The 25,134-nt window shown below is 55.6% G+C and carries 29 protein-coding genes; 20 read left to right on the top strand and 9 right to left on the bottom strand.

Features of this window, described 5'->3' with window-relative positions; all coding sequences use genetic code 11:
* The 12 genes from OCA8868_RS09200 (at window position 1) to OCA8868_RS09145 (ending at window position 8,461) form a co-directional block, all read left to right on the top strand.
* Entirely contained in the window at window positions 1–837 is an 837-nt protein-coding gene (locus tag OCA8868_RS09200; RefSeq protein WP_093996301.1) for an HpcH/HpaI aldolase/citrate lyase family protein, read from the top strand.
* A complete protein-coding gene (locus tag OCA8868_RS09195) occupies window positions 834–1,379 on the top strand; it encodes an NnrU family protein (protein ID WP_093996300.1) in 546 nt (181 codons plus the stop codon). Before OCA8868_RS09200 ends, OCA8868_RS09195 begins: the two co-directional genes overlap by 4 nt.
* Before the next feature lie 3 nt (window positions 1,380–1,382).
* Window positions 1,383–1,589 (top strand): DUF1737 domain-containing protein, encoded by a 207-nt coding sequence (locus OCA8868_RS09190; protein WP_093996299.1) that lies wholly within the window; start codon window positions 1,383–1,385, stop codon window positions 1,587–1,589.
* Complete coding sequence (locus OCA8868_RS09185; RefSeq protein ID WP_093996298.1) at window positions 1,586–2,617, top strand: MaoC family dehydratase; 1,032 nt, start codon at window positions 1,586–1,588, stop codon at window positions 2,615–2,617. Before OCA8868_RS09190 ends, OCA8868_RS09185 begins: the two co-directional genes overlap by 4 nt.
* A 62-nt stretch (window positions 2,618–2,679) precedes the next feature.
* Complete coding sequence (locus OCA8868_RS09180; protein ID WP_245848155.1) at window positions 2,680–3,315, top strand: DUF1194 domain-containing protein; 636 nt, start codon at window positions 2,680–2,682, stop codon at window positions 3,313–3,315.
* 180 nt (window positions 3,316–3,495) lie between these two features.
* Window positions 3,496–3,879 carry a succinate dehydrogenase, cytochrome b556 subunit gene (gene sdhC / locus OCA8868_RS09175; protein ID WP_093996296.1) on the top strand — a complete coding sequence of 128 codons (384 nt, stop codon included), beginning with the start codon at window positions 3,496–3,498 and terminating at the stop codon, window positions 3,877–3,879.
* Between the two features lie 12 nt (window positions 3,880–3,891).
* Entirely contained in the window at window positions 3,892–4,263 is a 372-nt protein-coding gene (sdhD, locus tag OCA8868_RS09170; RefSeq protein ID WP_093996295.1) for a succinate dehydrogenase, hydrophobic membrane anchor protein, read from the top strand.
* 17 nt (window positions 4,264–4,280) lie between these two features.
* Window positions 4,281–6,086, top strand: a complete 1,806-nt coding sequence (gene sdhA / locus OCA8868_RS09165) for a succinate dehydrogenase flavoprotein subunit (RefSeq protein ID WP_093996294.1) — start codon at window positions 4,281–4,283, stop codon at window positions 6,084–6,086.
* On the top strand, window positions 6,086–6,364 hold the full coding sequence (locus tag OCA8868_RS09160) for a hypothetical protein (protein ID WP_093996293.1): 279 nt from the start codon (window positions 6,086–6,088) through the stop codon (window positions 6,362–6,364). The genes sdhA and OCA8868_RS09160 overlap by 1 nt, the downstream gene beginning before the upstream one ends.
* Before the next feature lie 19 nt (window positions 6,365–6,383).
* The gene (locus OCA8868_RS09155; protein ID WP_093996292.1) at window positions 6,384–6,683 is read left to right on the top strand and encodes a hypothetical protein; all 300 of its coding nucleotides are present in this window, start codon (window positions 6,384–6,386) and stop codon (window positions 6,681–6,683) included.
* Window positions 6,684–6,701: 18 nt separating this feature from the next.
* Window positions 6,702–7,481, top strand: coding sequence for a succinate dehydrogenase iron-sulfur subunit (locus OCA8868_RS09150; protein ID WP_093996291.1), 780 nt, complete (start codon window positions 6,702–6,704; stop codon window positions 7,479–7,481).
* A 137-nt stretch (window positions 7,482–7,618) separates the two neighbouring features.
* Window positions 7,619–8,461: an urea carboxylase-associated family protein gene (locus OCA8868_RS09145; RefSeq protein ID WP_093996290.1), complete on the top strand. Its 843-nt coding sequence runs from the start codon at window positions 7,619–7,621 to the stop codon at window positions 8,459–8,461.
* Here OCA8868_RS09145 and deoD read toward each other — a convergent pair.
* Window positions 8,458–9,162: a purine-nucleoside phosphorylase gene (gene deoD, locus OCA8868_RS09140; protein ID WP_093996289.1), complete on the bottom strand. Its 705-nt coding sequence runs from the start codon at window positions 9,160–9,162 to the stop codon at window positions 8,458–8,460. The two genes, OCA8868_RS09145 and deoD, sit on opposite strands and share 4 nt — an antisense overlap.
* 149 nt (window positions 9,163–9,311) lie before the next feature.
* Between deoD and OCA8868_RS09135 the strand changes: the two genes are divergently transcribed.
* Window positions 9,312–9,668 (top strand): hypothetical protein, encoded by a 357-nt coding sequence (locus tag OCA8868_RS09135; protein WP_093996288.1) that lies wholly within the window; start codon window positions 9,312–9,314, stop codon window positions 9,666–9,668.
* A 78-nt stretch (window positions 9,669–9,746) separates the two neighbouring features.
* Complete coding sequence (locus OCA8868_RS09130) at window positions 9,747–10,277, top strand: DUF4329 domain-containing protein (RefSeq protein WP_093996287.1); 531 nt, start codon at window positions 9,747–9,749, stop codon at window positions 10,275–10,277.
* Between the two features lie 15 nt (window positions 10,278–10,292).
* Here OCA8868_RS09130 and OCA8868_RS09125 read toward each other — a convergent pair whose 3' ends face one another.
* On the bottom strand, window positions 10,293–12,260 hold the full coding sequence (locus OCA8868_RS09125) for an ethylmalonyl-CoA mutase (protein ID WP_093996286.1): 1,968 nt from the start codon (window positions 12,258–12,260) through the stop codon (window positions 10,293–10,295).
* 150 nt (window positions 12,261–12,410) lie between these two features.
* On the opposite strand from OCA8868_RS09125, the gene OCA8868_RS09120 reads away from it, so the two are divergent.
* The 6 genes from OCA8868_RS09120 (at window position 12,411) to OCA8868_RS09095 (ending at window position 18,352) form a co-directional block, all read left to right on the top strand.
* The gene (locus OCA8868_RS09120; protein ID WP_093996285.1) at window positions 12,411–13,790 is read left to right on the top strand and encodes a 1-acyl-sn-glycerol-3-phosphate acyltransferase; all 1,380 of its coding nucleotides are present in this window, start codon (window positions 12,411–12,413) and stop codon (window positions 13,788–13,790) included.
* Between the two features lie 63 nt (window positions 13,791–13,853).
* A complete protein-coding gene (locus OCA8868_RS09115; protein ID WP_093996284.1) occupies window positions 13,854–14,189 on the top strand; it encodes a hypothetical protein in 336 nt (111 codons plus the stop codon).
* Between the two features lie 158 nt (window positions 14,190–14,347).
* Complete coding sequence (gene ccrA, locus OCA8868_RS09110) at window positions 14,348–15,631, top strand: crotonyl-CoA carboxylase/reductase (protein WP_093996760.1); 1,284 nt, start codon at window positions 14,348–14,350, stop codon at window positions 15,629–15,631.
* Window positions 15,632–15,825: 194 nt separating this feature from the next.
* Window positions 15,826–16,026 carry a hypothetical protein gene (locus tag OCA8868_RS09105; protein WP_093996283.1) on the top strand — a complete coding sequence of 67 codons (201 nt, stop codon included), beginning with the start codon at window positions 15,826–15,828 and terminating at the stop codon, window positions 16,024–16,026.
* 74 nt (window positions 16,027–16,100) lie between these two features.
* On the top strand, window positions 16,101–17,645 hold the full coding sequence (locus OCA8868_RS09100; protein WP_093996282.1) for an ATP-dependent DNA helicase: 1,545 nt from the start codon (window positions 16,101–16,103) through the stop codon (window positions 17,643–17,645).
* Window positions 17,642–18,352 (top strand): SDR family oxidoreductase, encoded by a 711-nt coding sequence (locus tag OCA8868_RS09095; protein WP_093996281.1) that lies wholly within the window; start codon window positions 17,642–17,644, stop codon window positions 18,350–18,352. Before OCA8868_RS09100 ends, OCA8868_RS09095 begins: the two co-directional genes overlap by 4 nt.
* A gap of 46 nt (window positions 18,353–18,398) precedes the next feature.
* Here OCA8868_RS09095 and OCA8868_RS09090 read toward each other — a convergent pair whose 3' ends face one another.
* The 7 genes from OCA8868_RS09090 to OCA8868_RS09060 form a co-directional block, all read right to left on the bottom strand.
* Window positions 18,399–19,154 carry a TIGR02186 family protein gene (locus OCA8868_RS09090; RefSeq protein WP_093996280.1) on the bottom strand — a complete coding sequence of 252 codons (756 nt, stop codon included), beginning with the start codon at window positions 19,152–19,154 and terminating at the stop codon, window positions 18,399–18,401.
* A complete protein-coding gene (locus OCA8868_RS09085; RefSeq protein WP_093996279.1) occupies window positions 19,154–20,071 on the bottom strand; it encodes a sulfite exporter TauE/SafE family protein in 918 nt (305 codons plus the stop codon). The genes OCA8868_RS09090 and OCA8868_RS09085 overlap by 1 nt, the downstream gene beginning before the upstream one ends.
* Before the next feature lie 94 nt (window positions 20,072–20,165).
* Entirely contained in the window at window positions 20,166–20,969 is an 804-nt protein-coding gene (locus tag OCA8868_RS09080; protein ID WP_093996278.1) for a purine-nucleoside phosphorylase, read from the bottom strand.
* Window positions 20,953–22,116: an ABC transporter permease gene (locus tag OCA8868_RS09075; protein ID WP_093996277.1), complete on the bottom strand. Its 1,164-nt coding sequence runs from the start codon at window positions 22,114–22,116 to the stop codon at window positions 20,953–20,955. The genes OCA8868_RS09080 and OCA8868_RS09075 overlap by 17 nt, the downstream gene beginning before the upstream one ends.
* 3 nt (window positions 22,117–22,119) lie before the next feature.
* Entirely contained in the window at window positions 22,120–23,226 is a 1,107-nt protein-coding gene (locus OCA8868_RS09070; protein WP_093996276.1) for an ABC transporter permease, read from the bottom strand.
* Window positions 23,226–24,767, bottom strand: coding sequence for an ABC transporter ATP-binding protein (locus tag OCA8868_RS09065; protein ID WP_093996275.1), 1,542 nt, complete (start codon window positions 24,765–24,767; stop codon window positions 23,226–23,228). The genes OCA8868_RS09070 and OCA8868_RS09065 overlap by 1 nt, the downstream gene beginning before the upstream one ends.
* Window positions 24,760–25,134, bottom strand: a complete 375-nt coding sequence (locus OCA8868_RS09060) for a nuclear transport factor 2 family protein (protein WP_093996274.1) — start codon at window positions 25,132–25,134, stop codon at window positions 24,760–24,762. Before OCA8868_RS09060 ends, OCA8868_RS09065 begins: the two co-directional genes overlap by 8 nt.

Raw genomic sequence — 25,134 nt, 5'->3', positions numbered from 1 at the left:
ATGACACGCCCATATCGTTCCGCCCTTTATATTCCCGGCTCACGCCCACGTGCGTTGGACAAGGCAAGGGGACTGCCTGTTGATGTGATCCTGTTTGACCTTGAGGACGCTGTTACGCCGGATGAGAAAATCACCGCGCGGGCGACTTTGGCAGAGGAGTTGGGCAAAGGTGGCTACGGTGCCCGACTAAAGGTCGTGCGTATTAACGGGCTGGATACAGAATGGGGCGAAGACGATGCAAAGGCCGCTGACGCAATGGATTGCGACGCGGTTTTGCTGCCCAAGGTGAACTCGGCTGCAGACGTGGACGCATTGGCTGCGCTGACGGGCAAGCCTGTCTGGGCGATGATGGAAACGCCATTGGGGATTTTGAATGCGCTGGAAATCGCGGCGCACCCAAAGATCGAAGGCTTTGTTATGGGCACCAACGACCTTGCGAAAGACCTGAACACGCGCACGCGGGACGCAATGGTAACGTCCTTACAGATGTGCCTGCTGGCAGCTCGTGCTCATGGCGTCGTAGCGATCGACGGCGTGTTCAACGCGTTTAAGGACGAAGACGGGCTTAAAGTGGAATGTGAACAGGGCCGTGATTTCGGGTTTGATGGCAAGACGCTGATCCACCCAGCGCAGGTCGCCGTTGCAAACGCTGCCTTTGCGCCGACCGAGGCAGAGATCGACCTCGCCACGCGCCAGATTGCAGCCTTTGCAGAGGCCGAAGCGGGCGGGCAGGGGGTTGCTGTTGTCGATGGCAAGATCGTCGAGAACTTGCATATCGTAACAGCGCGGGCGACTTTGGCGAAAGCAGAAGCAATCGCAAAGTTGGAAACTGAATGACACTTATACTCCTCGGCCTTATCGTTTGGTCCCTCGCACATTTTTGGAAACGGATCGCGCCGGATCACCGTGCGAAATTCGGTGAAAAGGGTAAGGGTCTTGTTGCCATTGCCTGCGTCGTGGCGATTGTGCTGATGGTGATTGGCTATCGCGGCGCAGAGGGCATGACCTTTTGGGGCCGCAACGCAATGGGTGCAGGGATTAACAACCTGTTGATGTTATTTGCATTTTACCTGTTTGCTGCATCAGGAAAGGGCACCCGCATCACGCGCTGGGTGCGCCATCCGCAGCTCACGGCCACGGTTGTTTGGGCAGTGGCGCACCTGTTGGTGAATGGCGATACGCCGTCGTTTGTTCTGTTCGGCGGACTTGGCATTTGGGCTGTGGCCGAAATGATCGTCCTCAACCGTGTGCAAGGGCCGCGTGGTTCCTATCACGCGCCACCGATTAAATCCGAAGGGATCGCTGTTGTCGCGACCCTCGTTGTTTTCAGCATCGTCGCGGCCATTCACATATGGCTCGGCTACAACCCGTTTGGATAAGATATGACCACTGTTTACCGCTTTATCACCAACGACGACACGTCGGAGTTCTGCCACCGCGTGTCCGAGGCACTGTCCAAAGGCTGGTCGCTGCACGGCGACCCGCAATACACGTTTGATCAGGCCAACGGCGTTTTGCGTTGTGGTCAGGCGGTCATCAAGGAAACGGATGCGGAATATTCACGCGATATGAAGTTGGGCGAACAATGAGTAAGACGAACTCCGGTAATTTCTTTGAAGACTATTCTGTTGGGCAAGTCATCGACCACGCCGTGCCGCGCACTGTGTCCGGTGGCGAGCGCGCTTTGTATCATATGCTTTATCCGGCGCGTCACGCGCTGCATTCATCGGATGCATTTGCCCAAGGTTGCGGGTTGGCGAACAGCCCGATGGACGACCTGATTGCGTTTCACATTGTGTTTGGCAAATCGGTTCCTGATATTTCCCTGAACGCGGTTGCGAACCTTGGGTATGCGGAATGTCGCTGGATTACCCCTGTTCGGGAAGGCGATACCATTCGGTCCACGTCAGAAGTGATTGGGCTTAAGCAGAACTCGAATGGAAGGTCCGGCGTTGTCTATGTGCGCACCAAAGGAACAAACCAGCGCGGTGAAACCGTTATGCAATTTGTGCGTTGGGTGATGGTGCGTAAGGGCGATTTGGATGCGCCTGCGCCGGAAACGGTGATCCCCGAACTTGCCAAAGTTGTTGATGTTGCCGATCTAACGATCCCCGAAGGTCTGAATTTCGAGAACTACGATTTCACCTTGGCTGGAGAGCAACATTGCCTTGCCGACTATAAGGTCGGCGAAATCATCGACCATGTTGATGGCGTGACCATTGAAGAAGCCGAACACATGATGGCGACGCGCCTGTGGCAGAACACGGCCAAGGTGCATTTTGACGTGACATCGCGGCCCGATGGCAAGCGCTTGATGTATGGCGGGCACGTTATTTCTATGGCGCGCGCGTTGACGTTCAACGGGCTGGCCAATGCGCAGATGATGGTCGCGATCAATGGTGGTGCCCACGCTAACCCTTGTTTCGCAGGCGATACGGTGCGTGCGTGGTCCGAGGTTCTGGACGTTGCCGAAACCGATGCGCCGGGCGTTGGGGCGATCCGGTTGCGATTGGTTGCGACGAAGGGCGGAGAAGTCGGCACGCTGAAAGGCGACGATGGCAAATACCTGCCACACGTGCTGCTCGACCTCGATTATTGGGCGCTCATGCCAGTGTGATTGGCGAATTGCCTGATCACGGCTAGACTGCGCCTATGAAAGGTGCGGTTCTGGCCAGTTTGATGCTGACAGCCCCCGCTGCGTCTGCCTGTGACATTGCGTTGATGTTGGCGGTGGATGTGTCGGGATCCGTGGACGCGCAGGAATACCGTATCCAGATGGATGGTCTTGCCGCAGCGCTGACGGATCGGAACGTGCTGGCCGCGCTTGTGGCGTCCGAGGCGCAGATCGCCCTGATGCAATGGACTGGAACGGGGCGCCAATCGGTTGTTATCAACTGGACGCCGATTACATCCCCCGATGATGTCTATGCTTTCGCATTCGAAGTCGCGACGGTGCCGCGTCTTTGGCGTGATTTTTCGACTGCCATTGGCGAGGCCATGGCGCTGGCCTTGCCGTATTTCACGATGGTTGAGGACTGCGAACGCTATGTGATCGACATTTCCGGTGACGGTATCAGCAACGAAGGCCAAGCCCCGCGCGACGTCTGGCCCGCCTTGGCCGAAGCAGGTGTGACCGTGAATGCACTGGTTATTCAGGACAGGGGGTTCGATCTGACAGGATGGTTTGAATCGGACGTTATTACCGGTCCGGGGGCCTTTGCGGTCACTGCGAACTCGTTTGAGGAGTACCCCGAACAGATTATTCGCAAGCTCTATCGCGAGCTAACGACTCCTATTTCTGTTTTGCATGAGTGAGGCTATTTTGTGATCACTAGCCGTAAAGCTGTGATCACAAAGACGAAAAAAGCGCCATTCAGTGGCAAGATTCAACCTCTGTTAGCGCCCACGTACCGTGACACCGCCGTATAATCCTTTAAAAGGATGGCAACATTTGTCGTTGCATACAGGCGACATGAACAAGCGTAAGGATGCGATATGGCCGACGTGAACCGGGGCAACCGCCCACTTTCCCCCCACTTGTCGATTTATCGACCACAGCTCACGTCGATGACGTCGATCTTTACACGGCTGACAGGCAATGCACTGATCGTCGCGGCGTTGTTGACAGTTTGGTGGTTCGCCGCCCTTGCATCCGGACCTGAGGCCTACGCTCGCGCAAATGGTTTTATCACCAGCTGGTTTGGTGATCTTGTCATGTTCGGGTCTGTTGCCTGCCTTTGGTACCACTCGCTTGCTGGTATCCGGCACCTGATCTGGGACAGCGGCCATTTCCTCGACATCGAGTCGTCCGAGCGTATGGGCCAGCTGATTATTCTTGTGTCGGTTCTGCTGACCATTTTCACCGTCATCGTATTGTAAGGGGTCTGATCCATGGCATTTTTGACTGATCGTAAACGCGCTGCTGGAATGGGTTCTGCCAAAACAGGGACTGAACATCACTGGCACATGATGGTGTCTTCTGTGGCACTGTGTGGTTTGATCCCGCTGTTCGTGTTCACATACGGCTACGCGCTGGGCATGTCTTATGAAGAGGCGGCGGCCTATTATGCCCGCCCATTCCCCGCGATTGTCGGCATCCTGACATTGCTTGTGGGCTTCCTGCATTTCAAAGGTGGCGTGCAAACGCTGATCGAAGATTACGTGCACGGGTTTGCCCGCAAGGCACTGATCATCGGGTCCATCTGTTTAAGCTACGCGGCTGCGGCTGCTGGCGTTTTCGCAATCGTGCGGATTGCACTCTAATTTTAAGGCGCTGAAAAATGGCTGAATACGAATACGAAACCCACGAATATGATGTAGTTGTGGTTGGCGCCGGTGGCGCTGGTCTGCGCGCGACGCTTGGTATGGCCGAGCAAGGCCTGCGCACGGCCTGTATCTCTAAGGTTTTCCCGACACGTTCACATACTGTTGCGGCCCAAGGCGGCATCGCGGCGTCCCTTGGTAACATGGGGCCGGATAGCTGGCAGTGGCACATGTATGACACCGTAAAAGGGTCTGACTGGTTGGGTGACACGGACGCGATGGAATACCTCGCCCGTGAAGCTCCGAAAGCGGTTTATGAGCTTGAGCACTACGGCGTGCCGTTCTCACGCACCGAAGAAGGTAAGATTTACCAGCGTCCATTTGGTGGTCACACGACAGAATTCGGTGACGGCCCACCGGTACAGCGCACATGTGCTGCGGCTGACCGGACTGGTCACGCGATCCTTCACACGCTGTATGGTCAGTCGTTGAAACAACAGGCTGAATTCTACATCGAATACTTCGCGATCGACCTGATCATGTCCGACGATGGCGTCTGCACAGGCGTTGTTTGTTGGAAACTCGACGATGGTACGATGCATGTCTTCAACGCCAAGATGGTTGTTTTGGCGACTGGTGGCTACGGCCGCGCTTACTTCTCAGCTACGTCTGCCCACACCTGCACAGGTGACGGCGGCGGCATGGTGGCCCGCGCTGGGCTGCCATTGCAGGATATGGAATTCGTTCAGTTCCACCCGACAGGTATCTACGGTTCCGGCTGTCTGATCACCGAGGGTGCGCGCGGCGAAGGCGGGTATCTGACCAATTCCGAAGGCGAACGTTTCATGGAACGCTACGCCCCAAACTACAAAGACCTCGCGCCGCGTGACTACGTGTCCCGCTGTATGACGATGGAAATCCGCGAAGGCCGCGGTGTTGGCGCAGGCGGGGATCACATCCACCTGAACCTTAACCACTTGCCAGCCGAAGCCTTGGCAGAACGCCTGCCGGGTATTTCCGAATCCGCAAAGATTTTCGCTGGTGTTGACGTCACCAAGGAGCCGATCCCGGTATTGCCAACTGTGCACTACAACATGGGCGGCATTCCAACGAACTACTTTGGTGAGGTTCTGAACCCGACCAAGAAAGACCCGAACGCGGTTGTGCCGGGCCTGATGGCCGTTGGCGAAGCGGGCTGTGCATCTGTGCATGGCGCGAACCGACTGGGCTCAAACAGCCTGATCGACTTGGTTGTCTTTGGCCGCGCGGCTGCGATCCGTGCTGGTAAGGTCGTTGATCGCGAAAGCGCTGTTCCATCCACGAACACCGCCTCTGTCGATAAGGCGTTCGATCGCTTCGACGGGCTGCGCAACGCAAATGGCGGTACTCCAACCGCTGATCTGCGTCTTGAGATGCAAAAAGCGATGCAAGCTGATGCGGCCGTGTTCCGCACTGACAAGACGCTGAAAGAAGGCGTTGAGAAGATGACCGCGATTGCGGGCAAGATGGGTGATCTACACGTCACGGACCGCTCGCTCGTTTGGAACTCTGATCTGATGGAAACGCTGGAACTGGCGAACCTGATGCCAAACGCATTGGCGACAATCGTTGGGGCCGAGGCGCGTAAAGAAAGCCGTGGCGCACATGCGCACGAAGATTACGCGACACGTGACGATGAAAACTGGCGCGTTCACACAATCAGCCACGTGGATGACGCGAAGGTCAAACTCAGCCACCGTCCGGTTATCACCGAGCCGCTTAGCAAAGAGAAAGACGGCGGTATCAGCCTCAAGACGATCGCTCCTAAAGAGCGGACATTCTAATGCGCGCTGCGGCCCTTCTTTTCGCACTTGCTGCCTGTGCACCTGTTCCGGTTACACCGGAGCGGGCGGCGGAAATTTGCGAAGAGAAAGCAAGGGCCGCGCAAGGGCCGACGGGATCTGTTACCGTTGGTACCAATAGCAACACGGGTGGTTTTGGTGGCGTCGAGATTGGCGTTTCTTCGGACTTCCTTGCAGGGCGTGACCCGCTTGAAGTCTATAACGAATGTATCTTTGATCGGACCGGTGCGTCCCCCATTCGCCCACCTGTATTGCGCTAATTTGAGTTTGGAGAAAAACATGAAACTGATCGCCACACTAACCGCCGCCACCCTGACATTGCCCGCATGTGCTGTCGTTGAAACGGCTGCTGTCGATACTGGCCGCGAAGCCGCCAAAGCTGTCGTTGGCCCGATTGTTGCCGACACAATTCCAGGCCCGGCCGGTGTCGCCATTACAAATTGCGTAATCGACAACGCATCTGGCGAAGAGCTGTTTGCACTGGGTGTTCAGGGTGCCACGCCTGAGAACATTACACTCGTTTCCAATATCCTCTCACGGCCAGAAACCGTGACCTGCGCAACCTCTGCGCTGACTTAACAACAGGAGCCTACAAACATGGTTCAGCTGACCCTGCCCAAGAATTCCCGCATGACGACGGGCAAAACATGGCCCAAGCCTGAGGGCGCGACGAACCTGCGCAAAGTGCAGATTTATCGTTGGAACCCAGATGATGGGAAAAACCCGAGCTTGGACACGTATTTCGTGGACTTGGACAGCTGTGGACCGATGGTTCTGGACGTTCTGATCAAGATCAAAAGCGAGATTGACCCGACGCTGACGTTCCGCCGGTCCTGTCGCGAAGGCATTTGTGGATCTTGCGCGATGAACATCGACGGTATCAACACGCTGGCCTGTATCTACGGCATGGACGAGATCAAGGGCGACATCAAAATCTACCCGCTGCCGCACATGCCGGTGGTCAAGGATTTGATCCCAGACCTGACGCATTTCTATGCACAACACGCGTCCGTCATGCCGTGGCTTGAAACAAAAACGAACCGCCCTGCGAAAGAGTGGAAGCAGTCCGTTGATGACCGTAAAAAGCTTGATGGGCTTTATGAATGCGTCATGTGTGCCTGTTGTTCTACGTCTTGCCCATCTTACTGGTGGAATGGCGATCGCTATCTTGGGCCAGCAGCATTGTTGCACGCCTATCGCTGGATCATCGATTCACGTGATGAAGCAACGGGTGAGCGTTTGGACGATCTTGAAGATCCGTTCAAATTGTACCGCTGCCACACCATTATGAACTGCGCCAAGACGTGCCCGAAGGGTCTGAACCCAGCGGCGGCGATTGCCCATGTTAAAAAGATGATGATCGAGCGGACTGTTTGATCTGAAGAAAATGTGGGCTTCCGCGCGTTCTTGACTCTGTAAGTTGAAAGGCGACGCTTCCCTATGGGGGCCGCTTTTTGTTTGTGTTGGATGCCTCCGGCGGGGATATTTAGAAAACAGAGACAAAAGGGGGCGTTATGGCAGAGCCGAAAGATGCGGGCGAACGGCGGGCAGTGGAGCCCGTGATTTGTTATCCGGTGACGGATTTACCGCAGCCTGATTTGGCGCTGTATCAACGCGCGGCAGAGGGTGCTGTTGTTACAGGCGAGGCGACTGCGCAGCCACGTGAGGCGGCATATCTTGAGGTTCCGGCAGGGTCATTTTTGCGCATCACTTCGGTTGATGGGGCGCAGGTTGGGGATTTGAACCTGTTTAATGCGCGTGATTTGGGGGAACGGTTCTATTCGGGAAAAACCCGTGCGCTACATGGAACACATGTCAGCACGGGAGAGCGGTTGTGGTCAAATTTCCCGTATCTGCGGCCTATGGCGACGATCGTGAAGGACACGTTGGATTGGTATGGCATCGATCAGTATGGCGGGTCTGTGCATGACGTGATCGGGACGCGGTGTGATCCTTATACGGGGCGGTTGTTGCAGGGGAGTGATTACCACCATTGCTGTCATTCAAACCTGACACGGGCGTTGGCCGATCATTTAGGTATTTCGGTGCAAGAGGCAGAGCCGCATATTCATGATGTGTTAAATGTCTTTATGTGTACCGGATTTACCCGCGACACGGGCCAGTATTTTATGAAGGCGTCACACGTTCGGCCTGGTGATTACATTGAGTTCTTTGCGGAAATTGACCTGCTTGCGGTGCTCAGTGCTTGCCCTGGTGGGGATTGCGGAGCCGAGCACACGAGTGATGTGGCACCGTGCTATCCGCTGCATATGTCCGTGCGTACGCCTGTTGAGGGGGCGTTGACGGGATGGGTTCCGCCGGTGCGAAATGCCTATGACGGAACCCATGGCCGTTAGGCGAAGGCGGCTTTTAGGGCGATTTCGATCATGTCACCGAAGCTGCGTTCGCGCTGATCTGAGGGCAGTGCTTCGCCGGTAAGCAAATGGTCGGAGACGGTCATCACACCGAGTGCACGGCGGCCATAGCGGGCGGCGAGGGTGTACAGCTCTGCTGCTTCCATTTCGACGCCCAAGATGCCGTGGCGTTGCATTTCTTTGTTTAGGTCAGGACGTTCGTCATAGAATGTGTCTGACGAATAGATGCTGCCCACATGCACGTCGACATCCATGCCTTCGGCCGCATGATAGGCTTTGTGTAGCAGGTCAAAATCAGCGACAGGGGCGTAGTTCAGTTCTTTAAAGATTGTGGAGCTTGGGGTGGCGACAGCGCAGGCTGTCATGGCCAAAATGACATCGCGTACTTTGACGTCGTCCTGCATTCCGCCACAGGATCCGATGCGGATAAGCGTCTGAACATCAAAATCGCGGATTAGTTCGTTGGCGTAGATCGACATGGACGGCATGCCCATGCCTGAGCCTTGGATCGTGACGCGGTTGCCGTTCCAGTCGCCGGTAAAGCCGAGCATGCCGCGTACTTCGTTGACGCATTTTGCCCCCGTCAGAAAGGTTTCCGCCGCCCATTTCGCGCGGTACGGATCGCCGGGCATCAACACGACGTCTGCGATATCGCCTTTGTCGGCTCCAATGTGGATGGTCATGTCTTTCGCCTTTCTGAGTGGGGTTCGCCCAATGCTAGGCCTGTGCGCAGGTGGGTTCAAGGGGCGGGTGTGGGTCGGGAAATCCTGACTGGTGGCCGACGTGAACGATGTTCATTGCTAGGCGCGAGTTACACATGAAAGGACCTCCTATGTTCTATAGATCTATTGGCATTCTTGCGTTGTGCGGTGGGTTGGCTGCCTGTGATGTTGTCACGCATCCGGTTGCAGTTGTTGGCCCGAGCAACACGGTTTACCGCGGCACGGCCACCGCAACCTTGTTTGAAGGCGGTTGGCTTCAGGTCAGCAATGGGCCCAACACCTGCCAGGGACGCTATAGCCCGGGCACGATGGGGACCACCACGACTTTCCCCGTGTCCTGTACGAATGGGCTTACCGGAATTGGTACAGCGACCTATCAAACTGCGCTTGAGGGGGGTGGGCAAATCACCATGCAGGACGGCACGCAGTGGCAGTTCATATTTGGGCGTCGCTCGCTCGGCCTATAAGGAAATCGCGGTGGCATTCGTTACTTGAATGCCGCCGCACTTCGCAGCAATCTGGCACTGAAACAGATTGGATCGTGTATGTTGAAATTTGCGAAGATGGCCGTCACACTGACGCCTTTGTTTGTTCCCGTAACGGTAACCGCCCAGAGCGCTGAGGAATTGGCGTTGGTGAAAGAGATATTCGCCGAACTGAACCCGCAATCCATTGCCGAAAACAAAGAGTATTGCGGCTATATCGGGCTGGATGACGATGGCAATCTAGCGTTTTCAGAGCCAACGCCGGGTGATAGCGACAGCTGCCTCGCAGATGATCCGGTTAATATCCAAGTTATCACCACGTCTTATCATACGCACGCTGCATTCTCGCCAGATTACTCCAGCGAGTTGCCGAGTGGTGCGGATATGGAAGGTGATGAGGAAGAAGGCACCGATGGTTGGGTCGCCACGCCGGGTGGGCGGCTTTGGTATATCGATACGGAAGACATGACAACGCGGCAGATTTGCGGGATCGGTTGTGTGCCATCCGATCCCAATTTTGTTGCTGGTGACAACGGCATCATCGAGCAGAGCTATAGCTACGATGAATTGGTCATCAAGCTTGAAGAATAGCGGGAGCTTTCCGGCTTATTCCGCCGCCACATCCGACGGGTCAGCCAGATCAACGATATCATCCATGATGCGGTTTAGCTCAAAGTCTTTCGGCGTGTAGACCCGTGCAACGCCCATGTTTGACAGGCGGTCAGCGTCTTCATCAGGGATAATGCCGCCGGCGACGACTGGGATATGGGACAGGCCTTGGTCCTTCATCTTGTCCATCAGTTCCGAGATCAGCGGAATGTGGGAGCCGGAGAGAATGGACAAGCCGACAACGTGAACATCATCACGGATCGCGGCTTCGATGATTTCATCCGGCGTTAGGCGGATGCCCTCGTAGGTAATATCCATGCCGCAATCGCGCGCACGGGCGGCGATTTGCTCGGCGCCGTTGGAATGCCCATCAAGGCCCGGTTTTCCCATCAGGAACTTCAACTTGCGGCCCAGTTTTGTGCTGACCGTAGAGACGCGGTCGCGAATGTCGTCGAGCCCTTCGGTGCGGTTGGATGGGTTATGGGACACGCCAGTCGGGCCACGGTATTGGCCGAATGCCTGACGGATGACTTCGGCCCATTCACCTGTGGTCACGCCCGCTTTCGCAGCTGCAATGGACGGGATCATTATGTTGGTGCCATCAAGGGCGGCGGTGCGCAGATCGGCAAGCGCCTTAGCAACGGCATCGCTGTCACGGTCCGTTTTCCATGCGTCAAGGCGCGCTAGTTGGTCGGCCTCGGCCTCAGGGTCCGACACCATGATTGCATCTTCGCCAGACGTCAGCGGGGAAGGTTCGCCGTTCTGGAATTTGTTCACACCGATGACCGTTGTATCGCCGCTTTCAATGCCAGCGATACGCGCGGCGTTGGATTCAACCAGACGCGCTTTCATGTATTCGATCTTTTCTTGCGCATCGCCCATGGCGTTGATCTGGGACAATTCCGCCATCGCGCCGTCTTTCAGCGCGGCAACTTTGCGTTCAACGGCTGGATTGCCCTCAAACAGGTCGTCGTATTCCAACAGGTCTGTTTCGAACGCGAGGATCTGTTGCATCCGTAGTGACCATTGCTGATCCCACGGGCGCGGCAGGCCCAATGCTTCGTTCCACGCGGGCAATTGCACAGCGCGGGCGCGGGCGTCTTTGGACAATGTGACCGCCAGCATTTCGATCAAAATGCGGTAGACGTTGTTTTCCGGTTGCTGTTCCGTCAGCCCAAGCGAGTTCACCTGAACGCCATAGCGGAAGCGGCGGAATTTCGGGTTCTCGACACCGTAGCGTTCGGTGCAAATCTCGTCCCACAGCTCAACAAAGGCGCGCATTTTGCACATCTCGGTGACGAAACGGATGCCTGCGTTCACAAAGAACGAAATACGCCCGACCATCGCGGGGAAGGCGTCCGCGGGAACTTTGCCCTTTAGGTCGTCAAGCACGGCGATTGCGGTGGCTAGCGCGAAGGCCAATTCTTCTTCTGGCGTCGCACCGGCTTCTTGCAGGTGGTAGGAACACACGTTCATCGGGTTCCATTTTGGAAGATGCTCGCGGGTATAGGCGGCGACATCCGTGATCATGCGCAAAGACGGGGCAGGCGGGCAAATATAAGTGCCGCGGCTGAGGTATTCTTTGATGATGTCGTTTTGAACGGTGCCTTGTAGCGCAGAAACGTCAGCGCCTTGTTCTTCAGCCACTGCGATATACAACGCCAGCAACCAAGGTGCCGTCGCGTTGATCGTCATCGAGGTGTTCATCTTTTCCAGCGGGATATCGTCAAACAACGCACGCATGTCGCCCAAGTGGTTCACCGGAACGCCGACTTTGCCGACTTCGCCTTTGGCGAGCACATGATCGCTGTCATAGCCCGTTTGCGTTGGCAGATCGAAGGCAACAGAAAGGCCTGTCTGACCCTTGGCAAGGTTGCCGCGATACAGCTCATTGGACGCTTTGGCCGTTGAGTGGCCAGCGTAGGTTCTGAATAGCCAGGGGCGGTCTTTTTGCGTTTGCGACATGGTTCGGCCTCGTGAATCAGGTTGCGCAATTTTATTGCTTAGATGGGTAGTTATCGGAAAGATAATACCCTTGTCAACGCGCTGCACTGCGGCATTTGTCGGTAATCGACCCCCATTGCCGAAGAGCCCATTCCCTGACACGTTCCCTATATGACGACGCCTGTAATGATCCCGCTTTGGCTATTGGTTTTGGTGCTGCTTTTTGCAGCCGTTACGTTTGCATCGCACTTTTTGTTTCCGTCCGTGCGTTGGTTTTTCCGACGTCGCGCGGAACGGGTTGTCGCGCGGGTTAACCAACGGCTTGCCAAGCCCATCGAACCATTCAAGCTCGCGCGGCGCTATGACACCATCGAGCGGCTGGTATTTGATCCTGAGGTCATCAGGGCCGTGAACGAATACGCCAAGGCCGAAGACGTGCGCGAAGACGTGGCCTTTGAAAAAGCCCGACACTACGCCCGAGAGATCGTGCCGTCGTTTTCTGCGACTGCCTACTTTTCGTTCGGGATGCGGTTGGCGAAATGGTTGTCCCGTTTCCTATATAAATTGCGCGTCGGCCAATTTGACCGCGCGGAATACGAGGCGATTGACCCAGACGCGACCGTGATCTTTGTGATGAACCATCGCTCCAACATGGATTATGTGTTGGTGACCTATCTGGTGTCTCGTGCTGGCGCGTTGTCATACGCGGTGGGCGAATGGGCGCGGGTTTGGCCGCTGTCGGCGATGATTAAGATGATGGGCGGTTACTTTATCCGCCGGAAGTCACGCAGTAAGCCCACCGCGCGTGAGCTGTATCGCAAAGTCTTGGCGCGCTATGTGCAGATGGCAACCGAGGGCGGGGTGACGCAGGCTGTCTTTCCGGAAGGCGGGCTATCCTTGACCGGTAAGATGGCCGATCCTCGACTTGGCATTCTCAGCTATATTGTTGAGGGCTTTGACCCCGAACAGCGCGATGTGGTGTTTGTTCCAGTGGCCCTAAACTACGACCGCGTGCTGGAAGACAAATTCCTGATTAAGGCCGATCAAACAGGAAAACGCCGATTTCGCCCGCCGCTTTTCACCGTTCTTGGTGGCGTTGCAGGTTACCTTTGGGCGCGGGTTCGCCGGAAGATGACAACATTCGGGACCGCAAATGTCAGCTTCGGGCAGCCGCTATCATTGCGCGAGTTTGCCCAATCACATGCAGGTTCGACTGAGGCCGTAGGGCAAGAACTGATGAGCCGCATCGCGAGCGTCATTCCTTTACTGCCCGTACCATTAGTGAGCCGCGCCGTGTTGGCTGGCGCAACAACGCAAGAGGCGATCACATCCCATATCGCAGAAACGATCGCAGCGATGCCGTCCACGGTGGCCAAGCCACGGCGAACGCCAGAGCAAATGACAGCAGATGGATTGGCAAACCTACGTCGTCGTGGGCTGATTGCAGCTGGCGAAACCGTAACCTTCGCGGATAGCCAAAAGGCGGTTCTTGCGTATTACGCCAATTCAATTTCGCACCATTATACGGATGTAAATGTAAGCTCCGCCTGACTTGCAGGGTGGTTGCCGCAACATTAGGCTCAATCCACGATTTTTTTAAACTTGGGGAATCTAATGTCTTTTCAATTCAAATCGCTTGCTTTGGCCGCGTGTCAGCCTACGCCTACTACGACAACAACGGCCGTTATCGCGGCAAACAAGAACGTTGTGATCCGCAATAACACAGGCCGCACGATCTGGCGGTTCTATGGCTCCCCTGTGAGCGTGAGCAGCTGGGAAGAAGACATTCTGGGTGCCGACGTCCTTTCTGCGGGGCGCTCTATCAACATCGATTTCGCGGATGGCCGTCGGGATTGTAACTACGATATGCGCGCCGAATTCCAAGATGGCTCGTCGATTGTGAAGAATAACATCAACGTTTGCCGCGTTTCTGCAGTGTCTTTCCCGTAACGCACATGTTTTGAGCGTCGCTGCGGTGCGGCGGACATAAAATTACAAAAATGTCCGCCGCAGAGTTGCAATCTTACTTTCACGTCTCTATTTCTGCTTTCAACGCGCCCGATTCTGCGGCGCGGCATGAATAACGGATAAATCTGATGGAGACCGACATGGCGCTCGACCAAAACGCAGCCTTCACCTACGAGGCCGAGAAAAAAGACCTTTACGAAATGGGTGAAATCCCACCCATGGGCCATGTTCCTGCACAAATGTATGCATGGGCAATCCGCCGTGAACGTCACGGTGAACCAGACAAGGCATTCCAAGTCGAAGTTGTTGATACACCTGTTCTCGATAGCCACGAGGTTCTCGTCCTCGTTATGGCCGCAGGCGTTAACTACAACGGCGTTTGGGCGGGCCTCGGCCAGCCAATCAGCCCGTTTGACGGCCACGGCGCACCTTACCACATTGCCGGTTCTGATGCGTCCGGCATCGTTTGGGCGGTGGGCGACAAGGTCAAGCGTTGGAAAGTCGGCGATGAAGTTGTGATCCATTGCAACCAAGACGATGGTGATGACGAAGAATGTAACGGCGGCGACCCGATGTTCTCAACCTCCCAGCGTATCTGGGGTTATGAAACACCTGATGGCTCCTTCGCGCAGTTCACCAATGTGCAAGCGCAGCAATTGATGCCACGCCCACAGCACCTCACATGGGAAGAGTCAGCTTGCTACACGCTGACACTGGCGACTGCCTACCGCATGCTGTTCGGCCATGAACCACATGACCTGAAACCAGGTCAGAACGTTCTGGTTTGGGGCGCGTCCGGTGGTCTGGGTTCCTACGCGATCCAGCTGATCAACACGGCAGGTGCCAACGCGATTGGCGTAATTTCCGAAGAAGATAAGCGTGATTTCGTGATGGGCCTTGGGGCCAAGGGCGTCATCAACCGTAAGGATTTTGATTGCTGGGGCCAATTGCCAAAGGTCAACACACCTGAATACGCCACATGGTTCAAAGAAGCGCGCAAGTTTGGCGCGGCGATCTGGGCGATTACGGGCAAGGGCAACAACGTCGACATGGTGTTCGAACACCCAGGCGAAGCAACGTTCCCGGTATCCACACTGGTCTGCAAAAAGGGCGGCATGGTCGTGATTTGTGCAGGAACCACGGGCTTCAACTGTACGTTTGACGTGCGTTATCTCTGGATGCACCAAAAGCGCGTTCAGGGCAGCCACTTTGCGCACCTCAAGCAAGCGTCGTCCGCCAACAACCTGATGGTTGAGCGTCGCCTTGACCCGTGTATGTCCGAAGTTTTCCCATGGGATCAACTTCCAGACGCACACACCAAAATGCTGCGCAACGAGCACAAGCCGGGCAACATGTCCGTGCTGGTTCAGGCACCGAAAACGGGCCTGCGCACACTGGAAGATGTGATCGAAGCTGGAAGCTAAATACAGCTCACATCGTGAAAATTATGAAACGGGCCGCCAGCACATCGCTGCGCGGCCCGTTGTCTTTGAAAACCCCGATTGTGTGGGCGGATCGAAACTTTTCAGGGACCTGATCCTCGGGAGTAAATTGTTAATCTTTCAACCAGTATACTCGGCGTTAACCAATCATTTACTCTGATCGTAAGGGGACTTTCATGGGGCAAAAATGGATTATCGATGTCATCGCAGATTTGCGTGACTTCGCTGAACGCAATGGGCTGCCGCTGCTGGCCAATCAACTGGAGGTCACGGCATCAGTTGCGAGAACCGAAATCGAAACCCATTTGAATGGCGTCGGGCCCGTCGCGAGTTTGGCCAAAAGCCAACACGTGCCCCCACTGGAAGACATCGGATAATTTTCCACTATTATTGGTGTGTGAGAACGCCCTAATGTCTGGTCCCTCTAGCGTAGTCCAGCTAGTGTCCGGCTATGGTAAAAACGTCCCTCACTCTCTCAGATGATCAGGCCGAAGCATGGGATTCCGTGTCTGACCTTTTGGGTGAAGCTGGCGTTGATATGTTGGGTGGTTCAACACTGCCGCCCCATGAGGACCCAAAGGGTGCTGTGCTGGCGGTTTTGGGTAAGGCCGGTAGTGGTAAAACGCTGCTGTTAGCCGAGCTGTTTAAGTCGCTGCGCGAAGCGGGCGTGGATATTGTGTCGGGTGATTATGAAGGCAAAAAGCGCCGTGATCGCCGTACGCTGGCAATTCTTGCGCCCACCAACAAGGCCGCGTCGGTGCTTCGTAATCGCGGTGTTCCGGCCACGACAATCCACCGCATTCTATACACGCCGATGTATGACCCCGAATACGAAAAGATCGCGGAATGGCTGGCGGGGCAGGGCGAGAAGCCTGAGATTGAAGGGCTGACTGAAACCGCACTCGATCGCGCGTTTGCGTCCTATCAACTGAATTCCTCTGTGCCGGCGGCACTGGCAGCGGCGGGCCTGCGTGGGTCGGATTTCATCACCGGATGGAAGCGTCGTGAAGATCCGCTCGACATCGGCTTCGTGGACGAAAGCTCGATGCTCGACGCGAAGCAGTTCGAAGACCTGCAAGACATTTTCCCGACGCTTGTGTTGTTTGGCGATCCTGCGCAATTGCCACCCGTGAAAGCGGAAGGCGGCAAGATGGTTTTTGAACGCTTGCCAGAATCCAAACAGTTGGTTCTGTCGCGCGTGCACCGCCAAACCGCAGACAACCCGATCCTCGATCTGGCTCATGCGCTGGCCGATCCGCAGGTTGATTTCTACGCCTTTGAAAAGCTCGTGGCAGAAGCTGCCGCAAAGGATGATCGCGTGGTTCTGGCGCAGCGGGTGGAAAGCGATTTAATGGCGCGATCTCCCTGTCTTGTCTGGCGCAACGCAACGCGCATCAAACTTATCCACGCATTCCGTAACGCGTTTGGTGCGCCGCCGGATGAACTTCTGGAAGGTGAGCCGCTGATTTGTGATGGCATCGAGTTGCCGATGAAGCACCGTAAGAAACGTTTAGACCTTGAGGCGCGCGGTCTGATCAAGGGCGCGCAGGTCATTTACCTTGGACCAGGGCGTAAGCCCGGATTTTCACGTCTTCATGTCATGGGGGCAGAAGACCCGCAGGTCAGTGCGGCGAGCATCGTTAAGATTGAACTTGAAGGCGATGAAGAACCGTTCATTCCATTCGCCGCCAAAATGGGTGCCACGTTCTTGCACGGCGCGGCGGTAACCATCCACAAGGCGCAGGGTTCGCAATGGGAAACGGTTCAGGTTTTTGCGCCTGACATCGAAATCGCGAGCCGCATGGGACGTGTTGAAGCGGGCCAGCCACTGTGGAAACGTCTTGCCTATGTTGCTATCACGCGCGCCGAAAACCGGTTGTGTTGGGTTGTACGCAACCGCCTTGCGCGACCGTCAGGTTTGCTGCGCGTCGATGATCTGACCGTCGCGCCTGCGCCGCTTGAACTTACCATGCAAGACGACGGAGTTGAGCCATGAAGAGCATCATGATTACAGGCGCGAGCAGTGGCATTGGCCGCACCACGGCAGAGCATTTTCTGGAAAACGGCTGGCGTGTCGGGCTGATTGCGCGCGGTGCTGATGCACTTGCAGAGATTACGCACGAAAACGCGTTCGCCTTGCCCTGTGATGTCACCGATGAGGCGCAGGTTCAGGCAGCATTTGATGCCTTCGGCACCTTGGATGTGTTGTTCAACAATGCAGGCATGTTTGGGCCGCAAACGACGATCGACGAGATTGCATTAGACGATTGGAAACAGGTTGTGGATGTAAACTTGACGGGCATGTTTCTGTGCGCGCGTGCCGCGTTTAAGCAGATGCGTCACCAAACGCCGCAAGGTGGGCGGATCATCAACAACGGGTCTATTTCCGCCCATACGCCGCGTGACGGGTCGACCTGTTACACAACGACAAAACATGGCGTTTCCGGTCTGACGAAAACGATCTCACTTGATGGGCGTGTCTATGGCATCGCGTGCGGGCAAATCGATATCGGCAATGCACGGACTGATCTCGTGAAGAACTTAGAGGTTACCCGCGCTGAACAAGGGTTAGAACCGCTGCCGACAATGGCCGTGCAAGACGTCGCACGCGCCGTATTCCACATGGCGAGCCTGCCCGCCGAGGCCAATGTTCAAAGCATGATGATCATGGCGAGCACTATGCCCCATATCGGTCGCGGATAAACAAATTCTAATAGAATTTGTGAACAGAGTTTCAATGAAACTCTGGCTACCGTTGGAATATCCGGAACACGGCGGACGCCAGCCAACCTGCAGAAATCGCAATTGCCAAGGACATGATACCGTACCAGAACGGTTGATTGCGTGACATTTCAAAAAGCCAGCGTTCCAAACCTGCCTTGAACACAGCGATATCGGTCTCGTATTCATCAACAACCATCCCGTCACGGGTAAGGTAAATACGCGCGGAATAGTTTCCTTCGGTCAAGGCGGCGGGAAGCGTGATCTGGCCGCGGAAAAGTGTTTCTTCTTCCATGTCTACCTGGCTGTCCAAGACCTGATACAGGCCTGAAGCGGCGCGGATACGGATCAGGGCATCTGTGAACGTCTCAGCATTCTCGACTTCACTCGGTGCGCCAACAGAGCGGATCACGCGAGGGATTGAGATACCGTAGCGTAGGTCCTCGACCGACGTCAGCACGTCGCGCATTGGCCCAGATGTTGCAACGGCATAAAAGGAGGGGGCTTCGTCAACTTCAACGGCATCGGTGTTCGCCCAGATGCCAAGCACACGCTCTTTGCGGCGCACCAAAACTGGTTCCAGTGGGCCGGAAAGCGTGATGATAACTTCAAGCGGGCCGCCGTCTGGAACCGGAGCATCACGTTTGACCGCACCGAAGATCATCACGTCGGACCCGTTGAACGTTGCGGTGATCGCAACCTCATCACGGCTTAACCCGAGAACAATTTCCTCTGCGGAAAGTGGTGTAACCAGTAAAAACAGGGCAACGATAAAACGGAGCATTAGTGACCACCTCCCGCGCCCAAGGAGTACAATTCAGACGGCACCAGCAGAAGGTCCAGCGCGAGCTTGCCGCACACCAGAAGCACCATAATCGCCAACAGAATACGCAGCTGTTCGGCCTTCATTTTTACGCCAATGCGTGTCCCGATTTGCGCGCCTACAACGCCGCCAACTAAAAGCAAAACTGCAAGCACGATATCAACAGTGTAGTTCGTTGTAGCGTGCAGCATGGTTGTGAACGCTGTCACAAAGATGATCTGGAACAGCGATGTCCCGATCACGACTTTAGTCGGCATGCCCAGCAGGTAGATCATCGCCGGCACCATGATGAAACCGCCGCCAACACCCATGATCGCCGCAAGGATACCCACCAGAAGACCAACGACCAGCGGCGGAATAACGGAAATGTATAGGCCGGAAACGCGGAATTTCACTTTCAAAGGCAGTGCATGGACCAGCCCGTGTTTGCGCCGTACCGGCGGAGCACCAACAACCTTAGAGCGTCGAATTGCGCGCAAGCTTTCAACAAACATCAGCCCGCCGATGATGCCAAGGAAGACAACATAACAAAGCTTTACGAGCAGATCGACCTGACCGAGTGATTTGAGATAGTTGAACAGCACGACGCCGACCGCGGCCCCGATAAGGCCGCCTATCAGCAGCACCGTTCCCATTTTCAGATCAACGCTTTTGCGCCTCAAATGTGCGAGTACGCCCGAAAACGAAGAGGCGACGATTTGCACAGCTTCGGTTGCTACGGCAACTGGTGGTGGAATGCCGATGAAAAACAGCAAAGGCGTCATCAAAAACCCGCCGCCAACGCCGAACATGCCGGACAAGATTCCAACAAGACCACCCAAACCGAGCAGCAAAAAGGCGTTTACCGAGACTTCGGCGATGGGCAGGTAAATTTGCATAGGCTTTCCTTACGCCTGCAACGGTACACAATTCAACGGCCAATTGTATTGCGCCAATAAGACCAGACGTCTCAGTCAGTGAGAATTGCCGGTCTCAGAGGTGGGGTAAGGCCGCTCGGAGAACTATTTCGAGTTTAGCAGCCCCTAATGGGGCCATTGCTTTGGTGTGTTCATGGCTGATGGATTCGTCAGACATCCCAGCGGCCATGTTGGTAATTGTTGAAATCGCGGCGCACCGCAAGCCAAGGAAACGACCTAAGATCACTTCGGGTACGGTCGACATTCCGACCGCATCTGCGCCCAGTGTTTTGATCGCGTTGATTTCGGCAACGGTTTCAAACGATGGACCAGAATACCACGCATATACGCCGCTGTGCATCTCGACCTTGGCGTTCAGCGCGGCGCGGGTAAGGGCCTCTCGCATCGCCGGATCATAGCAGTCGCGCATCGGGACGAACCGTGCATCGGATTGCTCGCCAATGAGGGGGTTCAATCCGCTAAAGTTGATGTGGTCTGACAGGCACATGATGGACCCGGTCGCCATGTCGGGCACCATGGATCCCGCAGCATTCGTCGCAATCATCTTGTCTGCGCCAAGCGCCTTGAGAACCTCAAGCGGAAGGCGCATCGCATCGCCGCGCCCACTTTCATAATAGTGCGCCCGCCCGCCGAAAACAGCGACCCGAACGCCCTCAAGATCGCCGATCACGAGGTTTGGATTGTGTCCCGAGACACCTGCATGGGGAAAGCCTTCGAGTTCATCATAGGGGATGGCCACGCCTTCAACAGCGCCCGCCAAATGCCCCAGACCAGACCCAAGGATCAGGCCGATTGAGACAGGAGCATCACCAGCTATCGCGCGGATCTTATCCGCGAGTTCCTCAGCGTTCCTTGACATATGGCTGTCCTCCGGCACGCGGCGGGATGGCTTTGCCGACAAAGCCCGCGAGCACAATCACAACGAACAGATAGGGCAGGGACTGGATCAGCTGACTTGGCACTTTCACCGTTTCCCAAAGCGCCGCAATCATGCCGATGCCTTCACCCGACGCCGTGCCAAACCATGTGACAAGCGCAATGGCCGCCAACACGACGGAAAGACCACCCAGAACAAGCACGTCAATCTTTTCGCGGCGCAGGGCATAGACTGTCATCACCGCAGCGCTTCCGACGAGGAGAACCATAATCCAGATCACTTGCAGTTGGATGTTCTGAAAACGGTTATCAATCGCGAAGAACAGGCCGAACAACAGGCAGGCGCCAAGGGCATACCACGGACGCCATTTCGCAAAGATCAACGCGGCAAGCGCGATGAAGCCACGGTTGGCGGTCATGTCTTTGGTGAAGCCCGCTTGCACAGCTGTAGACAGATACGCCCCAGCGATACCGCAAAGGATACCGGCAATAATAACGGCGCTATAGCGCAGCCGGACAACGGAAATACCAGCGGTATCCACAGCCTCTGGCGCTTCACCCACAGCCCGAAGACGCAGGCCAAAGCGGGTGCGATACAGGATCCACCAGCTTAGCGGAACGGTCAGCAGACCAAGGTAAACGAGGATTGAGTGTCCAGACACGAACTCGGAATAGAACTGCATCCCAGGGCTTGCCTGCATCTTGTCGCGCACACGGGTCAGCGCACCGGGGAAGTCGAGACCGTTAAAGCGCGCGTCTTTGGGCAGGGACGGTGTGCGTCCGCCTTGGGCGAACCAACCTTGCGCAATCACGACCGTAAGACCGGCTGCAAAGAAGTTAATCGCAACACCGGAAATCAGCTGATTGCCACGGAACGTGATCGAGGCGAGGCCGTGAATGATCGACAAAGTGATAGAAATCCCGATGCCAGCCAAAAGCCCGACCCAGACGTTACCCGATGCCAATGACACTGCCGCTGAGAGGAACGCCGCGGCGAGCATTTTGCCCTCAAGCCCGATATCGAAAATACCAGCGCGTTCTGAAAACAATCCCGCAAGACAAGCCAGTAAAAGCGGGATCGCCATGCGAACGGATGCGTCACCAAGTTGAACGATTGTGAAGAAATCCATGTCTTACTCCTCCACCGCTGTGCCACGGCCAAACCGCAAGAACAGTTTCTCAATTGGGCTGCGCACCATTTCGTCCAGCGCACCAGTAAACATAATAACCAGCGCCTGAATGACGATCACGATCTGCACCTGAACATCTGTCGCTGCCGCGAGTTCCGCACCACCTTGGTACAGCGCGCCAAACAGCAGCGCCGCGATCACAATACCAACCGGGTGGTTGCGCCCCATCAGCGCCACGGCGATGCCGATAAAGCCAGCGCCACCTGCCGCGTTGTCCACCAACTGCGGAGAGTTAATGCCCATGGTGTTGTTGATCGCCATCATCCCAGCCAAAGCGCCGGAAATCAGCAGCGTAATCATGGTGATGTTGACGGCGGAAATACCTGCGTATTTGGCGGCGCTCTCGGATTTGCCGAGGGCGCGAATTTGATAGCCAAGCCGTGTGTGCCAGATCAGCGCCCAAACGGCGACACAGGCCAAGATCGCGATGAAAATGGAAATATTCACAGGTGAGCGCCCAAACATATCCGAGCCGAACATTTCCGCAATATCGTTGAGGGAAGGCAGCTTGCTTGCCTCAGGGAACAGGCCGGATGCGACCTGCTGTTGGCCCTCTGGCTTGAGCGGACCTGCGAGCATATAAACCAGCAAACCGGACGCCATGAAATTGAACATAATCGTTGTGATAACGATGTGGCTGCCGCGCCGTGCTTGCAGATAAGCCGGAATAACAACCCAGAGCGCACCGAACAGCGCCGCCGCCGTACCACCAGCAATCAACGCCAACGTCCAATGGGGCCACGGCACGAGCAGCACGACAATTGCCGCACCCAAGCCGCCCAATAGAACCTGCCCTTCGCCACCGATGTTGAACAATGACGCATGGAACGCGACCGCTACGGCAAGGCCGGTAAAGATAAAGTTCGTGGCATAAAACAAGGTGTATCCAAGGAAATCAGACGTTCCCACGGCGCCATATGCCATCAGCTTAAGCGCCTCCCACGGGTTTTGGCCGATGGCCAGAAACACGATGGCGGAAATAATGGCGGCCAACAGCAACGACACGACAGGGACCAATACAACGTCAGCCCATTTTGGCATCTTATCCATTACGCGGTCTCCCCGTCTGTCACACCGGCCATCATCAGGCCGAGCTCTTTTTCATCTGTTTCGGCGGGCAAACGTTCGCCCATAATTTGTCCGTCAAACATCACGGCGATCCGATCAGACAGCCCCATGATTTCGTCTAACTCCACTGACACGAGCAAAATTGCTTTGCCCGCATCGCGCAGGGCGACAATCTGTTGGTGGATAAATTCAATCGCGCCAATGTCGACACCGCGAGTCGGTTGCCCAACAAGCAATAGGTCAGGGTCACGCTCAATCTCGCGGGCAACAACGACCTTTTGCTGGTTCCCGCCCGAAAAGTTCTTGGCGGCCAGCATCGGGTTCGGTGGGCGCACATCAAAGCGGTCCATCTTTTCCTGCGCGTCTTTCATGATTGCCGCGTTGTCCATCAACAGACGGTTGCGCTGGTATTTCGGGTCATGGTGATAGCCAAAGGCGGTGTTTTCCGCCGCGGTGAAATCCATAATCAGACCTTCGTGCTGACGGTCTTCAGGGACATGGGCAATACCGCGTGCACGACGCGACTGGCCGTCTGAAAACGCGCCCGTCAGATCAATCGCCTCACCATTCAATAGAATTTCACCAGTGGCCTTTTCGTAGCCCCCTAGAACTTCCAGCAGTTCGGATTGTCCGTTGCCAGAAACCCCCGCGATGCCAAGGATTTCACCCGCACGCACGTTGAACGACACGCCTTTAAGACGATGAACACCTTTCTCATCGGTGATGTTGAGGTCTTTGACCTCTAGAATAACGTCTTTTGGCTGCGCGGGAACTTTATCCACGCGCAACAACACCTTTCGGCCGACCATACGCTCGGCTAAGTCGGCTGGGTTGGTCTCTGACGTTTTGACGGTCGAAGTCATTTCACCACGGCGCATCACGCTAACGGTGTCCGTAATATCCATGATCTCGCGCAGTTTGTGCGTGATCAAGATGATGGTTTTGCCTTCTTCTTTCAGGCGTCCCAAAATACGGAACAACTGGTCGGCCTCAGCAGGGGTCAAAACGCCCGTCGGTTCGTCCAGAATAAGGATATCGGCCTGACGATAGAGCGCTTTCAAAATCTCAACACGCTGCTGCATGCCAACGCCGATGTCTTGAATGATGGCATCTGGGTCGACATTAAGTTCGTACTCTTCCGCTAGGGATTTCAATTGCTTACGCGCCTTGGCAAGAGATGGACGCAGCAACGCGCCATCTTCGGCCCCAAGGACCACGTTCTCAAGAACGCTAAAGTTCTGCACCAGTTTGAAGTGCTGGAACACCATGCCAATACCCGCGGCAATCGCGGCCTGTGAATCAGGGATGACGGTCTTTTGACCAGAGATGAAAATCTCCCCCGCATCGGCCTTATAGAACCCGTAAAGGATCGACATAAGCGTGGATTTCCCCGCGCCGTTCTCGCCGATGATCCCGTGGATCGTTCCTGGCATAACGCGGATGGAAATGTCTTTGTTGGCTTGGACCGGCCCGAAAGCCTTGGAAATACCGACAAGTTCAATAGCTGGAGCGATTTCAGACATCAGGATTATACCCCAACCCAACAAAACCAGCGATCATCGTTAGCTTCCCGTCTTCATCGGCCTCTGAGAAATAGGTGCCGTGCTGGGTCATCTCGTTGCCGTCCGGCCCCATTCCGCTAAAGTCGACAGCCGAACGCGCGTAGCCGTTTACGGTGTCAGTGGTCATCACACGCGCTGTCCAGCCCGCCGCATTAGCAACAAACATGCCAACATAATCTGAGATATCATTGTGCCCTGTCAGTCGAGCGCCTGTTCGCGGGTCGGAGTAGATGGCCGCGGGGGTTGTCGATGCTGCAATCATAGCCGCGCGCTTCGTCGCGTCTGTTTCGCTCCATGCGTCAAAAAATGTGGATAATGCATCGCTCAT

The organism is Octadecabacter ascidiaceicola (assembly GCF_900185015.1).
GTDB lineage: Bacteria > Pseudomonadota > Alphaproteobacteria > Rhodobacterales > Rhodobacteraceae > Octadecabacter > Octadecabacter ascidiaceicola.
The sequence above is the reverse complement of the archived record's forward strand: the minus strand, read 5'-3'. Positions and strand labels throughout refer to the sequence as shown.

What these genes read in the sequence shown, in the direction of transcription:
- OCA8868_RS09065 (WP_093996275.1), bottom strand. Translation starts at nt 24,767, where the DNA reads ATGTCTGAAATCGCTCCAGCTATTGAACTTGTCGGTATTTCCAAGGCT.
- OCA8868_RS09145 (WP_093996290.1), top strand. Translation starts at nt 7,619, where the DNA reads ATGGCAGAGCCGAAAGATGCGGGCGAACGGCGGGCAGTGGAGCCCGTG.
- deoD (WP_093996289.1), bottom strand. Translation starts at nt 9,162, where the DNA reads ATGACCATCCACATTGGAGCCGACAAAGGCGATATCGCAGACGTCGTG.
- OCA8868_RS09120 (WP_093996285.1), top strand. Translation starts at nt 12,411, where the DNA reads ATGACGACGCCTGTAATGATCCCGCTTTGGCTATTGGTTTTGGTGCTG.
- OCA8868_RS09070 (WP_093996276.1), bottom strand. Translation starts at nt 23,226, where the DNA reads ATGGATAAGATGCCAAAATGGGCTGACGTTGTATTGGTCCCTGTCGTG.
- OCA8868_RS09130 (WP_093996287.1), top strand. Translation starts at nt 9,747, where the DNA reads ATGTTGAAATTTGCGAAGATGGCCGTCACACTGACGCCTTTGTTTGTT.
- OCA8868_RS09100 (WP_093996282.1), top strand. Translation starts at nt 16,101, where the DNA reads ATGGTAAAAACGTCCCTCACTCTCTCAGATGATCAGGCCGAAGCATGG.
- OCA8868_RS09090 (WP_093996280.1), bottom strand. Translation starts at nt 19,154, where the DNA reads ATGCTCCGTTTTATCGTTGCCCTGTTTTTACTGGTTACACCACTTTCC.
- OCA8868_RS09180 (WP_245848155.1), top strand. Translation starts at nt 2,680, where the DNA reads ATGCTGACAGCCCCCGCTGCGTCTGCCTGTGACATTGCGTTGATGTTG.
- OCA8868_RS09185 (WP_093996298.1), top strand. Translation starts at nt 1,586, where the DNA reads ATGAGTAAGACGAACTCCGGTAATTTCTTTGAAGACTATTCTGTTGGG.
- OCA8868_RS09150 (WP_093996291.1), top strand. Translation starts at nt 6,702, where the DNA reads ATGGTTCAGCTGACCCTGCCCAAGAATTCCCGCATGACGACGGGCAAA.
- OCA8868_RS09105 (WP_093996283.1), top strand. Translation starts at nt 15,826, where the DNA reads ATGGGGCAAAAATGGATTATCGATGTCATCGCAGATTTGCGTGACTTC.
- OCA8868_RS09190 (WP_093996299.1), top strand. Translation starts at nt 1,383, where the DNA reads ATGACCACTGTTTACCGCTTTATCACCAACGACGACACGTCGGAGTTC.
- OCA8868_RS09160 (WP_093996293.1), top strand. Translation starts at nt 6,086, where the DNA reads ATGCGCGCTGCGGCCCTTCTTTTCGCACTTGCTGCCTGTGCACCTGTT.
- OCA8868_RS09135 (WP_093996288.1), top strand. Translation starts at nt 9,312, where the DNA reads ATGTTCTATAGATCTATTGGCATTCTTGCGTTGTGCGGTGGGTTGGCT.
- OCA8868_RS09115 (WP_093996284.1), top strand. Translation starts at nt 13,854, where the DNA reads ATGTCTTTTCAATTCAAATCGCTTGCTTTGGCCGCGTGTCAGCCTACG.
- ccrA (WP_093996760.1), top strand. Translation starts at nt 14,348, where the DNA reads ATGGCGCTCGACCAAAACGCAGCCTTCACCTACGAGGCCGAGAAAAAA.
- OCA8868_RS09075 (WP_093996277.1), bottom strand. Translation starts at nt 22,116, where the DNA reads ATGGATTTCTTCACAATCGTTCAACTTGGTGACGCATCCGTTCGCATG.
- OCA8868_RS09085 (WP_093996279.1), bottom strand. Translation starts at nt 20,071, where the DNA reads ATGCAAATTTACCTGCCCATCGCCGAAGTCTCGGTAAACGCCTTTTTG.
- sdhA (WP_093996294.1), top strand. Translation starts at nt 4,281, where the DNA reads ATGGCTGAATACGAATACGAAACCCACGAATATGATGTAGTTGTGGTT.
- OCA8868_RS09195 (WP_093996300.1), top strand. Translation starts at nt 834, where the DNA reads ATGACACTTATACTCCTCGGCCTTATCGTTTGGTCCCTCGCACATTTT.
- OCA8868_RS09080 (WP_093996278.1), bottom strand. Translation starts at nt 20,969, where the DNA reads ATGTCAAGGAACGCTGAGGAACTCGCGGATAAGATCCGCGCGATAGCT.
- OCA8868_RS09200 (WP_093996301.1), top strand. Translation starts at nt 1, where the DNA reads ATGACACGCCCATATCGTTCCGCCCTTTATATTCCCGGCTCACGCCCA.
- OCA8868_RS09060 (WP_093996274.1), bottom strand. Translation starts at nt 25,134, where the DNA reads ATGAGCGATGCATTATCCACATTTTTTGACGCATGGAGCGAAACAGAC.
- OCA8868_RS09155 (WP_093996292.1), top strand. Translation starts at nt 6,384, where the DNA reads ATGAAACTGATCGCCACACTAACCGCCGCCACCCTGACATTGCCCGCA.
- OCA8868_RS09095 (WP_093996281.1), top strand. Translation starts at nt 17,642, where the DNA reads ATGAAGAGCATCATGATTACAGGCGCGAGCAGTGGCATTGGCCGCACC.
- sdhC (WP_093996296.1), top strand. Translation starts at nt 3,496, where the DNA reads ATGGCCGACGTGAACCGGGGCAACCGCCCACTTTCCCCCCACTTGTCG.
- OCA8868_RS09125 (WP_093996286.1), bottom strand. Translation starts at nt 12,260, where the DNA reads ATGTCGCAAACGCAAAAAGACCGCCCCTGGCTATTCAGAACCTACGCT.
- sdhD (WP_093996295.1), top strand. Translation starts at nt 3,892, where the DNA reads ATGGCATTTTTGACTGATCGTAAACGCGCTGCTGGAATGGGTTCTGCC.